The following is a 14,471-nucleotide window of genomic DNA, read 5'->3' as shown; positions in this document are numbered from 1 at the left end:
AATTCATTAAATGTGGGAACAAATTAGGTTGAGTGCTATATTTCAGAATACAACAATCAATTTCTGAGCTATTTAGATGTTTTCATGAGTAGAAACCTAATTTCAATCTGTATTCTTGTTTCAGTTCTGTTTTATTCCTACGAAGGTGTTGCACAAAATAATCAGGCATCGCCCCGGGAAACATTTCAGACAGGGCTTACTCTATTTGAAAAAGGTCTTTACAGCGAAGCTATCCCATATTTCGAGGAGGTTTCCAGGGATGGATCAAACACTCTCATCAAAGAAACCGCTGCATACTACAGGACGAGAGCACTTACGCGGATCGACTCAACCGGTACCAACAAATATGTTGATGATTTTTTACAAGCCTATCCCGGGAGTAACCAAACAGCAGTTTTGTTGCGAGATCTAGCTGAGAAACATCTGAGAATTGAAAATTATGATGAGGCGATTCGCAGGATGGATGAAGCCCTGAACTTTCCTCAGTCATACGATGATAAAGCTGAGTTATACTACACACTGGGGGAGACGGCGGCAGAAGCAGGAGAATTTGACCTGGCCCGTGATTATTTCCTGGCTTTGGATGATACCCACGGCAGAAGTGTTTGGGCCCCCAGGGCACTCTATGCAAGAGGACGTCTTTATCTTGAGGAGGAAAGTTATTCAGATGCATCTGAAGCATTTGAGTTGTTGCGGGAGAGACATCCGCAAAATGCAATGACGCGGCGAATCGGTACTGCGCTTGGTGAATCGTATTACCAGCAGCGAAAGTTTGAAGAAGCAATTGAAGCTTTTTTGGATGCACTGCCCTACCTGGATGATGAAAATCGAGCGAAGGCTGTTTACCTGACTGCAGAAAGTTACAACGCCATCAATAATTATGAAGATGCCACACGTTTTTACCGTCGCTACCTGAATTTAATTGATGATCCGGAGCAATCAAGAATAGCTCATTACGGTTTGGGATGGGTCTTTCATAAACAGGATATCTATCACTGGGCGGCCCGGTCGTTTGGTGAAGCTTCTTCCGGGGAAGATGAAATTGCAATCAAAGCTCAATATTATGAAGCGGTCAACCAAAAATTGGCAGGCCGATATCAAGAATCACTCAACTCCTTCCGAGAGTTTGGCGATCGATTCCAGGAAGGAATTTTCCAGGAGCAGGCACGATTCGAATGGGCGGTCACAGCGTTTGAATCCGGACTCTATAATGAAGCGATTGAGGTACTGCTGCCTCTTGCCCGCGAATATGAAACACTGGAGAATCCCGGGCAGCTCCTTACATTCCTGGGAGAGGTGTTTTATGCCAATAATGAGTACACAAGATCGATGGAAACGTTTCAGCTTGCTGAAGAGATAACAGACCTGGATCCGGCACTGAAACGTCAGGCCAGGTTCCAGCGGGCATGGGTACTCTATTACAACCAGGCGTATGAGCAAGCACAACCCGATTTTGAACAGGTTCACGAACAAGCTCCAAATTCAGATTTGGGAAGTGAAGCCCTCTTTTGGAGCGCCGACGCTAACTTCCAAATTGAAGAATTTGGTCAGGCAGCTACACAGTTCAATTCATTTATACGACAATACCCCGAACATGAACTCGTAGGAGCTGCCAAATACAGTTTAGGTTGGACCTATTTCAAGATGGGTGATTTTGGGAATGCCACAGCTCCGCTAATCGATTTTCTGAATAATTATGAACCTCCGCCGATTGTTCTCTACCCGTATGAAACGGATACTAAACTTCGAATTGGAGATTCCTTCTTCGCACAGGGTGAGTATCAGCAAGCTCTTGAATATTATCGTGATACTATTGGAGCCGAACCCGGCGGCGATTATGCGATGTACCAGGTAGCGAATAGCTATTACCGGATGAACCGAAATTTTGAGGCGGTAACAGAATTTCGTCGCCTGCTCAGGATCTACCCGTTTAGCAGTCTTCGAGAGCAGGCAGCATATAACATTGCCTATGTTTATTTGAATACCGGAAATTACGATCAGGCGATTGAAGAATTTCGCTCTGTTATTTCCCGGTATCCCAATACAGAGTGGGCTGCACGAGCACAGTACAATATTGGGGATTCCTACTATAACGCAGGTCAATACGAGGAGGCGATTGAAGCCTATCAAACCGTACTTGAGGAGTATCCCCGAAGTGATTATATCATCGAGGCGATTGATGGAATTGAATATGCACAGCTATCCACCGGTTCAGAAGATACAAGCACGGATGTACTTGAAGGTTTCCTGGCCGACAACCCCACTTCCACAACGGCAGATCGCCTGAGATTTCGACAGGCGGAGAATGTATTTCAGACAGGAGATTACGAAGCTGCTGTGCGTGAATTCCGTCAGTATTTAAGAGTGACCAATAACCGCGAACTGATGCCGGAAGCGTATTACAACCTGGCGGATGCTTACACCCGAACCGACAGCCTGGAACAGGCATCGGATGCACTCCTTACACTGGTGAATGAATTTCCGAATTCCGAACGGACAGCTCCTGCATTTGCCGAGCTCGGACGGCTCCAGAATGAGATGGGAAACTACAATCGGTCGCTGAACTACTATCAGCAACTTTTGGAGAATGACGAACGATACCAGCAAGAGGCGTATCTTGGGATTGGAAATGCCCAATTACAACTTGGAAACATAAATGAAGCGCGCCAAAACTTTGAGCGTGTGTTATCCATCAACTCAGAAAACAATGCTGCCAGGCTTGGTGTTGGTAAAGTTTTGATGCAAGACGGACGACAAGATGAAGCCCGGCGTTTCTTCCAGTTGGTCGCAGAAAACAGTACCACTGAAATTGGGGCAGAGGCTCAATATCTGCTCGGGGAGTCCTATCAGTCAGAAGGCGACAGGGAATCGGCATTAGAGGCATATTCCAGGGTGAGTGTACTATTTGAAACATTTGATGAGTGGGTAGCCGAAGCCCAATACAAAACGGCAGAAATTTATATTCGCCAGGGAAATCGCGGAGAAGCTACAAACCTGCTCAACTCCATCGTAGAAACCTATCCTGATACACCCGGGGCGCAAAAAGCAAGACGTTTACTGCAATCCAATTAAATCATGAATAAAGCTGTAGATCCGGTAGCCAAACTATCCGGAGAAATTGTACCCCCGCCTGATAAATCCATTTCTCACCGATCGGCTATGTTTGCCGCTCTTTCCTCTGAAAATAGTATCATTCAAAACTACTCTTCTGCGGCGGATCCGCAAAGCACTCTTGAATGTTTGAAGCAATTGGGAGTAGAGATCCATCAGGAAGGATCAACCGTGAAAATTTCAGGAGTGGGGCGGGATGGTTTCCAAGATCCCGAAAAATCTTTGGATTGTGGAAATTCCGGAACCACAATGCGGTTATTGAGCGGAATTGTAGCCGGAGCCGGAGTGGAATGTACCATGATTGGCGACGAATCTCTCTCCGCCCGTACGATGAAACGAATTATCGATCCGCTCCGAAAAATGGGTTGCAAGATTGACGGAAAAGAGGGGATTTACGCGCCACTCGAAATTCATTCGCATGGAGGAGTAAAAGGAATGAGATATCCATTGCCCATTGCGAGTGCGCAACTCAAGTCGTGTGTACTTCTTGCGGGTCTTTTTGGAGATGAACCCACTGAAGTGGTTGAAGATGTACTCAGCCGCGATCACACAGAACGGCTTCTTCAGTTGGAAACAGAACCGTATGGATCGGGAAAAATTATTCAAAGCAGCCGCGATCACATCATCCCCCAACAAAATTATCGTGTACCCGGTGATTTTTCCGCAGCTGCATTTTGGCTGGTTGCAGGATCTATTCATGAAAATGCTGAGATTCACCTGAGCGGTACCGGTGTCAATCCAAGCCGCGATGCAGTTTATCATATCCTTGAAGAGATGGGAGCATCCTTCAAAAAGACAAATAATAGATTGGCCGGGAAAGAACCGGTATCTGATCTGTTTGTAGAATCCTCAGACTTAAAACCGATTCACCTCGATCCGGCACTCATCCCCAACTGTATCGATGAACTTCCAATACTGATGGTGGCCATGTGCTTTGCCGATGGGAAATCCGTAATAACCGGCGCGGAAGAGCTTCGTCACAAAGAGACTGACAGGCTTTCAGCAATGGCAGAGATCCTGAATCTTGCAGGTACAGAAGTTGAACTACAGCAAGATGGGATTATTATTCAAGGCAGGAGAGATTTTAAACCTTCAGCGGCAACATTTCCAACCTATCACGATCACCGCATGGCGATGGCTGCAGCAGTGCTTGCCACCAAGGGAACTGACACCTCTGCAATCACTCATGCCGACTGTACTGCCATCTCTTATCCAAAGTTCTGGACTGATCTGCAGACTTTAAGCGATTCTGCGGCCTGAACTGGCATGAGGTCACATTTCTAACTTTTTCTATGTCAATACGTCAGTGAAGCCTCAACCCGAGGTACGTTGGCATTGAGGTTGCTAAACTATTAGTAAAAATGGTGAAAAAATGAGCAATTTGAACATTGACTTAGAAAAACAACTTTCAAGACTCGGCAAAGATATCCAGGGTTTAGTTGAACGAATGGTTCCTTTGACTGTGGAAGCAGGTGATTTTAAACCCGATTGTGATATCGTTGAAAGTGAAAAAATGTATTCACTTTATATGGATCTGCCGGGGATGAAAAAGAAAGATATTAAAATCACTCTGAAAGACAGAATTCTCACAGTCAGTGGCGAGCGGGAACTGTTTCTTGAGGATGATGAAGAGTTGAAACGTTCAGAACGAACTCAGGGATCATTTTCCCGTTCATTTGCACTGCCTGAAAATGCAGATGTATCATCTGTAGATGCCACGTTCAAAGAGGGAGTGCTCCAGGTAAAAATTTTAAAAGCCGGGTTGGAAAACGATGATGATTCGCAATCCATCCCCATTAATTAAGTAAGAATTTAAACGAACAAAAATAAGACAGGTAGACTATTATGGGTAAGATTATAGGAATTGACTTAGGTACTACAAACTCGTGCGTTGCCGTAATGGAAGGAAACGAGCCGGTAGTGATCCAAAATTCAGAGGGTGGCAGAACAACCCCGTCTGTCGTCGCTTTTTCAAAAGATGGCGAGCGGTTGGTTGGTGCCCCTGCGAAACGACAGGCGATCACAAATCCGGATAAAACCGTTTCATCCATTAAGCGATTCATGGGCCGGATGTATGATGAGGTCAAGGAAGAGATTGGCCAGGTATCATACAATGTGGTGAAGTCTGATGATGACAACACTGCAAGGGTTCAAATCGAAGACAGAAAATATGCACCGCAGGAGATCTCTGCGATGGTACTGCAAAAAATGAAACAGACCGCAGAGGAGTACCTGGGTGAAAAAGTAACGGATGCTGTGATTACAGTGCCCGCTTACTTTAATGATGCACAGCGTAAAGCAACCCAGGAAGCAGGAAAAATTGCCGGACTTGAAGTAAGACGAATTATCAACGAGCCGACGGCTGCCTCACTGGCATACGGACTCGACAAGAAAGAGAAAGATCAAACCATCATTGTTTATGACTTTGGTGGCGGTACTTTTGACGTTTCCGTGCTTGATCTTGGTGATGGTGTTTTTGAAGTAAAATCATCTGCCGGTGACACCCACCTTGGCGGTGATGACTTTGACCAGAGAATTATCAAATACCTGGCCGACGAATTCAAAAAAGATGAAGGCATTGATCTGAAAGAAGATCCGATGGCGATGCAGCGATTGAAAGATGCTGCTGAGAAAGCCAAGATTGAACTTTCAAGTTCTCAGAAAACAAATGTAAACCTGCCGTTCATCACTGCAACGGATTCAGGACCGAAGCACCTGAACATCGACCTTACGCGAGCTAAGTTTGAGCAACTGGTTGATGACCTTGTGAAGAAAACGATTAAACCCTGCGAGAAAGCGCTGAAAGATGCCGGAATTACCAAAAATGATATTCATGAAGTAATACTGGTGGGTGGTTCAACCCGTATTCCAAAAATCCAGGAAGTTGTGAAGGAATTCTTTGGTAAAGATCCAAGTAAAGGTGTGAATCCCGATGAGGTTGTAGCTGTTGGAGCTGCTATCCAGGGTGGAGTGATGACAGGTGATGTAGACGATGTAGTTCTCCTCGATGTAACTCCACTGACACTCGGAATCGAAACACTTGGAGGAGTGATGACGAAGTTGATCGAATCCAACACAACGATCCCTACCAGCAAGAAAGAGACATTCTCGACCGCTGCGGATAATCAAACCAGTGTAGAGATTCACGTACTCCAGGGTGAACGTGCCAAAGCACAGGATAACAGAACGCTCGGCCGATTCCATCTTGATGGAATTCCACCGGCACCACGTGGCGTACCACAAATTGAAGTGACATTTGATATGGATGCCAACGGTGTTCTGAATGTAAGTGCGAAGGACAAAGGAACCGGAAAAGAGCAAAGTATTCGAATTGAATCTTCTTCCGGCCTGAGTGATGAAGAGATCGAAAAAATGAAGAAAGCTGCTGAAGAGCATGCCGAGGAAGACAAGAAAGTCAAAGAGAGAATTGAAACTCTCAATAAAGCAGACTCTCTGATCTTCTCAACCAGAAAGCAGCTTGAAGAGCACGAAGACAAGATCTCTGAAGATAGCAAGCAGAAGATTGAAGATGCCCTGAATAAACTTGAAGAAGCTCATAAGGAGGAAAATATGGACGAACTCGAACCTGCAATGGAAGAGTTGAACCAGGTTTGGGCCGCTGCTTCTCAGGAGATTTATCAGGCAGCTGATGCACAGCAACAACCCGGAGGACCGGGAGCAGGTGCTCAAGGCGGACCATCTCAGAACGGGGCCGGCGACAGTGAAGCATCTGAGGAAGAAGATGATGCAGTAGATGCAGACTTTGAAGTTGTTGATGAAGACGAAGACGACAAGAAGTAAGCATTGCTGATTCTTAGAACATAATTCAAAGCCCTCTGCTATATAGGCAGAGGGCTTTTCTATTTTGTAGCTCCTCGTAAAAAAATTGTATTTTATTGCTTTCCAACGTATTGATAACGCATTGTGAGCTTTACAGTTAAAAAAACAGATTATCTAATCATTGGCAGTGGAGTTGCCGGTTTGAACGCTGCGATTGAAGCAGCCAAACATGGAGAGGTACTTCTTGTTACCAAATCTACCCTTGATGAAAGCAGCAGTTATTGGGCCCAGGGAGGAGTTGCAGCTGTGCTTGCGGACACCGATTCATACGAAAAGCATATCTCTGATACACTTGACGCCGGCCGCGGATATTGTGATCCTGAAGCCGTAGAAATTTTGGTGAGAGAGGGTGCCGATCGAGTTAAAGAGCTGATCAATAACGGAATGCCGTTTGAGAGGACGAATGGTGCACTGAACCTTGGGATGGAAGGGGGGCACTCCAATCGGCGGATATTACATGCCAACGGGGCCGCAACAGGAAAGGCACTTGTAGATTTTTTGACTTCGAAAATTCGGGAGAACGATCAAATTACGATTACTGAAAATGTATTTGTGTACGATTTGATCAGTGACGATAACCGGTGTTTTGGAGCGCTTGCCTATGTTTATGATGAGGATAAAGTTGTTCAAATTCAAAGTAAGGCTACAGTTCTGGCAACAGGCGGTTACTCGGGCTTGTACACTCGTTCCACGAATCCGCATACCTCCACAGGTGATGGTTTGTGGCTTGCGCTGAATCACGGTGCGATTTTAAAAGATTTGGAGTTTATTCAGTTTCATCCGACTGTTTTTTACAGCTCCAAGGGAGACGGATTTTTGATAAGTGAGGCCGTTCGCGGTGAAGGTGGAAGACTCTATAATGCATCCGGTGAGCGATTTATGGAAAAGTATCCGGATCTTGAACTCTCTCCGCGTGATGTGGTATCAAAAGAGATTTTTAACCAGATTGCAAAGCAGGATAAAGAGTTCGTCTACCTCGATCTCACTCACCTGGATTCCGAGAAAATTCGAAACCGATTCCCGGGATTGATCCAAAGAATTGAAGATCGCGGAATTGATATCACAAAAGAGGGTATCCCGGTGGCGCCTGCAGCTCATTACTGCATAGGAGGAATAGAAACAGGGCTGGACGGAGAAACTAATATCAAAGGCCTATATGCTTGTGGGGAAGTGGCGGCAACAGGCGTTCATGGGGCAAATCGCCTTGCAAGTAACTCACTTTTGGAATGTCTTGTTTTTAGTAAACGCGCAATAGACCATGCCAGCAAAATCCGTGAAAGTTCCAGGTTGATCGGAGTTAACATGAAGCCTTTTACATTATCTTCGGACCTGGAAGAGCCGTTTTTAGTACAAAAGAAAATTGTTACATCTCTTCTGAATCGTTTTGCGGGAATTGAGCGAAATGATTCCGGATTGCACCAGGCGCTTGATCAGATCAACAGTGAATTGAAATCACCTATGTACCACCAGGGAAACGAGTATTTCTTTTTACGAATGATGGAGATGGTGAATATAGCAGAGTTGATTATCGTGGGGGCTCTAAACAGGAAAGAAAGTCGCGGTGTACACTTTAGAAATGATTTTCCAGAACCGGACGATACTCAAAAAGAACCTATGCGATTTTACAGGAACCGATTCAATAAAGTTCAGGCTGTTTCATGATTTTTTCGGAGGTTTCTGACAAAGAGTGGCTTGATGATCTCATCGATGTTGCCTTGGCTGAAGATATTGGTGGTGGTGACGTTACAACAGATGCCATTATAGAAGATCAGGTAAAAGCCAAAGCTGTGTGGATTGCAAAACAAGATGGAGTTGTGGCAGGCTTGGATGCGGCCAAATTCGTTTTTCAGAAGCTGGATGAAGTTATTGACTGGAATCCACTTTTTGAGAATGGAGACCCTGTAAAGAATGGTGATACAATTGTGGAATTTACAGGCAATTGCAGGGCTGTTTTAACAGCGGAACGTACAGCTCTGAATATTTCTCAACGGATGTCCGGTATTGCCACTCAAACGTCTGAGCTTGTTTGTCTGTTGGATGGCTTTTCAACCAAGATCTTAGATACCCGAAAAACCGTTCCCGGATTACGAAAGTTAGATAAGATGGCTGTAAAAGCAGGTGGCGGTACCAATCACAGGATGGGATTGTACGACCTGGCGATGATTAAAGACAATCACATTCAAGCTGCCGGAAGTATCGAAAAGGCTGTTAATCGTGTTCGATCTGCAAATCCCGACATCAGAATTGAAGTAGAAACTACAAACATCGATCAGGTCCGCGAAGCGTTGGATGGCGGTGCAGATATTATTATGCTTGACAACATGAGTATTAAGCAGATGCGAGATGCTGTGGAATTCATTGGTGATCGTGCTCAAACGGAAGCTTCCGGGAATATCACGCAGAAAAGCATTCGAAATGTAGCTGAAACAGGGGTCAATTTTATCTCGGTTGGTGCGTTAACACACTCCGTAAAAGCATTCGATATCAGCCAGCGAATTTTAGAAATTTTTTAATCAAGTGTCTTTGAAGAGTCACGTTTTTTTACAGACAAACATATTCCCTGAGGAATTTCTTGGGGAGAAGAGTCATGATTTTAGTATAAATTCGAACGCTTCAAGGTCCAGGGACGCTTGAAGGTTCATTAATTTTAGATCAAAAAAAATGGAAACCGCAGTAAACGAAGATTTAGCCACCGAAATTCTTGAGTTGAAGGAGCAGCGAAATGCTGTAATCCTCGCTCATAACTATCAAATCCCCGAAATCCAGGATATTGCTGATTATGTTGGTGATTCACTTGGATTGTCACACAAAGCAGCTGAAGCTGAAGAGGACGTCATTGTTTTTTGTGGAGTCCATTTTATGGCTGAAACTGCATCCATTATTTCGCCGGATAAAACCGTATTGATTCCCGACCTGGATGCCGGTTGTTCGCTGGCAGACAGTATCACTGCTGATCAGCTGAGAGAGTGGAAAACTCAACACCCGGGTGCCGTAGTGGTTTCTTATGTGAATACAACGGCTGCAGTGAAGGCAGAGAGCGACTATTGCTGTACCTCATCGAATGCGGTTGGTATTGTGGAGTCGATCCCGGAGGACAAGGAAATTCTCTTTTTACCTGATAAGTTTTTAGGAGCCTATGTGGAGATGATTACGGGGCGTGAATTGAATATCTGGCAGGGTGCGTGCCACGTACATGAAAAAATTGGTGAACTGAATTTAGCTGAAAAACAGAAAGAGTATCCCGATGCGGAGTTTCTGATTCACCCGGAATGCGGATGTTCAACATCGTGCATGATGAAATCAGCCATGTATTTTGATTGCAAAGATGGTCATGTTCATTCAACGAGCGGTATGCTGAATCGTGCGAAGGAATCGGATGCAGAGGAATTTGTGGTAGCGACGGAGACCGGGATTCTTCACCGGATGAGAAAAGACAGTCCCGAGAAAAAATTCTATGCCGCGAATGAAGAATCGGTCTGTGATTACATGAAGATGATTACGATGGACAATCTGCGAGATGCCCTCAAGCACAAACAGTTTGAGGTGAAGGTACCAAAAGAGCTGGCGGAAAAAGCCAAGGTACCGATCGACCGGATGCTTCAGGTAGGTTAATAATTCGAGATCTTTACTCAAGAATTAGAATTAGCATTGAAACAATCCACTCCTTTTGAAGAAGGGGAAACAGGGGTGGTTACTCATTCCGAAGCTCCTGCTTCGGAATGCCAAAATAGAAGCTCTGCTTCTCCTCACTGGTTCAAGTTTGTAACTTGGACCACGGTAGCGCAAGTTTCAAACTTGCGCTAGTGCTAGAATTCAATAATCAACTCTTGCAAGATCAAATCACAAAGTAAATATGACCATATTGGGTATCGAATCCTCATGTGATGAGACAGCAGCTGCGGTTTGGGCAGATGGTTCAATCTTATCAAATATTATCGCTTCCCAGACCATTCATGAACAATTTGGCGGAGTGGTCCCTGAACTCGCATCAAGAGCTCACCATAAAACGATCTGGAAAACTGTGGACCAGGCTCTCCGGGAAGCAGATATCTCTCTTGACCAGGTAGATTCTATAGCCGTTGCCCGTGGACCGGGATTGATCGGCTCTTTGCTTGTTGGCCTTAGTTTTGCAAAAGGATTGTCAATTTCTCAGGAACGGCCAATTATTGGCGTCAACCATATCGACGCCCATATGTATGCCAATTTTATTGAGCATGAAGAAGTGTACCCGTTTTTGGCGTTGATTGTATCTGGCGGACACACCCGGCTCGTCCAGGTAGATGAACTATTCTCTCACAAAGTACTTGGAAAGACACGCGATGACGCCGCCGGAGAAGCGTTTGATAAAATCGGGAAGTTACTGAACCTGGATTATCCCGCCGGGCCGATCGTTGATAAACTTTCAAAGGAGGGAGATCCAGCCTTTCATGATTTTCCGCGATCCATGATCAACAAAGGATTGGATTTTAGTTTTTCGGGTCTGAAGACGAGTGTGCTCTATTACACCCAGGAAAAAGGAGAGGAGTTTGTTCAACAGAATTTGAATGATATTTGTGCAAGTGTTTCAGCCGCTATTACAGACGTGCTTCATGTAAAACTGAAAAGGGCTGTGAAGAAGACCGGGGTCAAAAACATTATGGTGGCCGGGGGTGTTTCAGCAAACTCAATGTTAAGAGAAAAAGTTGAGGAGATGGCCCAAAAAATGGATCTGCATCTTATGATTCCATCCATTCAATATTGTACCGATAATGCTGCAATGATTGCCATCACCGGGGCCTTAAAGGCCAGGGAGGGCAGGTACGACGATTTGCAAATCAAACCTTTTGCAAGACTGGCTTAGTTCGTTGGTTTTGTGATCCATGATTAGAGACATAAAACTATAAATGGTTTCACCATTATGAATTAGACTCGTTATCGCACAAGTTGCAAACTTGCGCGAGTTATAGGTTCGTTGGTTTTGTGGATCATCATAGGAAAAATAAAAATCCCAAACTGGCTCAAGTTTGTAACTTGGGCCATTTTCGTACATGTTATTAAAAGACGGCAATCAACTGGTTCAAGTTTGCAACTTGGACCAGTTGTTGTGCGAATTTCAAACCAGAACAAATTTCAGCACCGTTACTGTTGTACAATAAATTGTTTTAAAGCAAACCCTTTGCAATCCTGTTCATTTCTCTTAATTTGAATCCAAACGAAAGACAGATCAACTGAACTGAGAATGAGTCTTCCCTTTAAACAGAAAGAGATATACCTGGGCCTTGCAGAGATCCACGGTTTGCTGCGAGTGGTGGATCAATCATTAGAACTGGAGTACCGGGTAAAAGATACAACGCTGGGTTTTCTGGATTCCAGTGTGAAGTCATGTCGAATTCCACTCCGTATCATAGATTCAGTTGAGGTGGAGAAGAAGTGGTTTTCAGGAAAATTTGAATTAACATTTAACCGAATTCCTGACCTGGATAATCCTTTTCAACTGGAGGGAAATAGCCTGAAATTATCTGTAAAGAAGATAGATTTTGAGAAAGCAAAATCGTTTCGGTCCAAACTGATGTACGAAATCCTGGAAAGAAAACTGAATAACCTAGATGAAGAGGAAAAAGAGGAGTACGATTATCACAAGAGAGACCAAGCCGAGCCACGGAGAACCTCCCAAAGAAACAATACAAATGGCCTGGAAAATATGCTTCGTGAGGAGTAGGTAAAAGAGAACATGAAAAGCATATCACCTGACCTCATCTTACCTTATAAGTAAGCTCCATCATCTACAACTTCCCTTTTTGCTTTTTTCACCTAAAAGAGCGTGATTTGTAATGTAAATCGAATCTAACCAAGAGTGTATGAAAAGAGAAGCGGGGTTCATCATGGCAGGGATTCTCGGTATTGCAGCATCCGCCGGGGTCTCGTTCGTAACGGGAAATATCTGGGCAGGCTTATTTACCGTACTGTTTATCAGTCTTATTTATCTCATCTGGCTGGATCGGAAAGTCATTCAATCAATTGAATCCGCTCCACAAAAAACCGCAATTCGTGTATTGATTGTTTTACTTGTATTCGTACAATTTTTTGGTGCTTATTTGACGTACAGCCGCAGTCAAATCACAGAAAATAATCTGGTTCAAATAAGAACCAACATCGATGAAGGTATTTCTAAAATACGAACACAGGAAGTGCTTTTGGAAACACTGAAACACCACGCCTCTCTGCCTGAGGATGCCAGTGCCACAATCGCATCTTCATTCAGGCAAATAATGGGAGACAAACTAAATGACGATGGATCCATTGATCTGTCTGAATCCGGTGTAGAAACGGATATTCATTTCGAATACAAAATCATTTCGCCTGAAAAGGTATCAATCACAGCAAGTGCAAAGATCGCCCATGGGAGAAATTCAGATTTTGTAAATGTGAGTTCTCAAACCGGCAAATACCAGGCCGTTGCAACCTTAACTCCAAATGGGATCAGTTATGAAAGAGAGAACTAAGACGATTATAAACTGGATGATTCCAATCATTGTCGCGGGAATCGTACTGCTTTCTATTACTGTACCCAGAGCTTTTGAGCCATTTTCTAATACTGTTGAAAGTACAGGGCATTTATTGACGTATCCTTCAGCACCCCTTCTTGGATATACCACCATAAATGCCATCAATCAGTTTGCAGGCGATACGACTATTGAAGGATTAAATTCGGCTTTGCTTTTTGTTATGACGGGGATTGCAATCATTCTTGTAATAGCGCCAACATTTATGGCATTTGGATTTAAAAAAAGGGAAAATTCTGAAAAATTACTACAACCTGTAAGGTGGCATCTCGGTACAGGTATAGTAATTGCAGCCGTTACGATCGGCTTTTATTCGGCTATCAGCGTTTCTGCTTATGAAAGTCAGAATGTTGCCTCAATAGAACGACAGCATACATTAGCTCAACTTCAGTCTGAGATGCTCGATCTCTATTTCAATGCCTCTGCAAAAGCCATTCTACCACAAGAAAATGGAGGAGGCGGTGGACATTTTACAACATTTGCAGCGGACAACGGATCAACCCGGCCTATTCAATTGAGTGACCTCAACCGATACGATCCCGGGAGCCAGTTCGATTTTGTGATATCCGAGAATATTACAGATTCAACGATCACTATCGTTGGTATTTCGAACCTTGAGGGAAACAACCCGGATTTTCAAAATGCTGATGGGAGTACCGGTCACATCCAGATCAGGCTTACGGTTAATCCATATGAAGATTCCGGTTTCAATGTCCGGCGTGAGAATGAGTATTTATATGCTTCCGGGCAGTAGCGAGTGTTCGATATTGTCATCGCGAGCCCCCGACGGTACGGGGCAGGCTGCTTGCGCCATCTCAAAATAAATTGGAATATTGGAATAGCGCGAGCGTCCTCGGTCAACGAAGTTTTAACGTAGTAGACTCGCTCGTGCTTTTAATTACTGTCACATCTCAAATCTCATATCTGACCTACCCACCGGCCGGATACGTATAATAAGCCTCGAAACTCAGCGGAATG

The 14,471-nt window shown here is 44.3% G+C and carries 11 protein-coding genes; all 11 read left to right on the top strand.

Annotated elements, in window-relative coordinates; all coding sequences use genetic code 11:
- Positions 1-84: 84 nt before the first annotated feature.
- Positions 85-3,072 (top strand): tetratricopeptide repeat protein, encoded by a 2,988-nt coding sequence (locus L6773_RS07395; RefSeq protein ID WP_237853229.1) that lies wholly within the window; start codon positions 85-87, stop codon positions 3,070-3,072.
- A gap of 3 nt (positions 3,073-3,075) precedes the next feature.
- The gene (aroA, locus tag L6773_RS07390; protein WP_237853228.1) at positions 3,076-4,371 is read left to right on the top strand and encodes a 3-phosphoshikimate 1-carboxyvinyltransferase; all 1,296 of its coding nucleotides are present in this window, start codon (positions 3,076-3,078) and stop codon (positions 4,369-4,371) included.
- 112 nt (positions 4,372-4,483) lie between these two features.
- Positions 4,484-4,915 carry an Hsp20/alpha crystallin family protein gene (locus L6773_RS07385; RefSeq protein ID WP_237853227.1) on the top strand — a complete coding sequence of 144 codons (432 nt, stop codon included), beginning with the start codon at positions 4,484-4,486 and terminating at the stop codon, positions 4,913-4,915.
- A gap of 41 nt (positions 4,916-4,956) precedes the next feature.
- Positions 4,957-6,912: a molecular chaperone DnaK gene (gene dnaK, locus L6773_RS07380; protein WP_237853226.1), complete on the top strand. Its 1,956-nt coding sequence runs from the start codon at positions 4,957-4,959 to the stop codon at positions 6,910-6,912.
- Positions 6,913-7,035: 123 nt separating this feature from the next.
- Complete coding sequence (gene nadB / locus L6773_RS07375) at positions 7,036-8,613, top strand: L-aspartate oxidase (protein ID WP_237853225.1); 1,578 nt, start codon at positions 7,036-7,038, stop codon at positions 8,611-8,613.
- Positions 8,610-9,464, top strand: a complete 855-nt coding sequence (gene nadC, locus L6773_RS07370) for a carboxylating nicotinate-nucleotide diphosphorylase (RefSeq protein WP_237853224.1) — start codon at positions 8,610-8,612, stop codon at positions 9,462-9,464. The genes nadB and nadC overlap by 4 nt, the downstream gene beginning before the upstream one ends.
- A 148-nt stretch (positions 9,465-9,612) precedes the next feature.
- Positions 9,613-10,563 carry a quinolinate synthase NadA gene (nadA, locus tag L6773_RS07365; protein WP_237853223.1) on the top strand — a complete coding sequence of 317 codons (951 nt, stop codon included), beginning with the start codon at positions 9,613-9,615 and terminating at the stop codon, positions 10,561-10,563.
- A gap of 241 nt (positions 10,564-10,804) precedes the next feature.
- Entirely contained in the window at positions 10,805-11,791 is a 987-nt protein-coding gene (gene tsaD, locus L6773_RS07360; RefSeq protein WP_237853222.1) for a tRNA (adenosine(37)-N6)-threonylcarbamoyltransferase complex transferase subunit TsaD, read from the top strand.
- Between the two features lie 378 nt (positions 11,792-12,169).
- Positions 12,170-12,649: a hypothetical protein gene (locus tag L6773_RS07355; protein WP_237853221.1), complete on the top strand. Its 480-nt coding sequence runs from the start codon at positions 12,170-12,172 to the stop codon at positions 12,647-12,649.
- Between the two features lie 139 nt (positions 12,650-12,788).
- Entirely contained in the window at positions 12,789-13,433 is a 645-nt protein-coding gene (locus tag L6773_RS07350; protein WP_237853220.1) for a hypothetical protein, read from the top strand.
- Complete coding sequence (locus L6773_RS07345; protein ID WP_237853219.1) at positions 13,417-14,247, top strand: hypothetical protein; 831 nt, start codon at positions 13,417-13,419, stop codon at positions 14,245-14,247. The genes L6773_RS07350 and L6773_RS07345 overlap by 17 nt, the downstream gene beginning before the upstream one ends.
- The last annotated feature ends 224 nt before the right edge of the window (positions 14,248-14,471 follow it).

This window comes from Rhodohalobacter sulfatireducens, assembly GCF_022012475.1.
Classification (GTDB): Bacteria; Bacteroidota; Rhodothermia; order Balneolales; family Balneolaceae; genus Rhodohalobacter; species Rhodohalobacter sulfatireducens.
The sequence above is the reverse complement of the archived record's forward strand: the minus strand, read 5'-3'. Positions and strand labels throughout refer to the sequence as shown.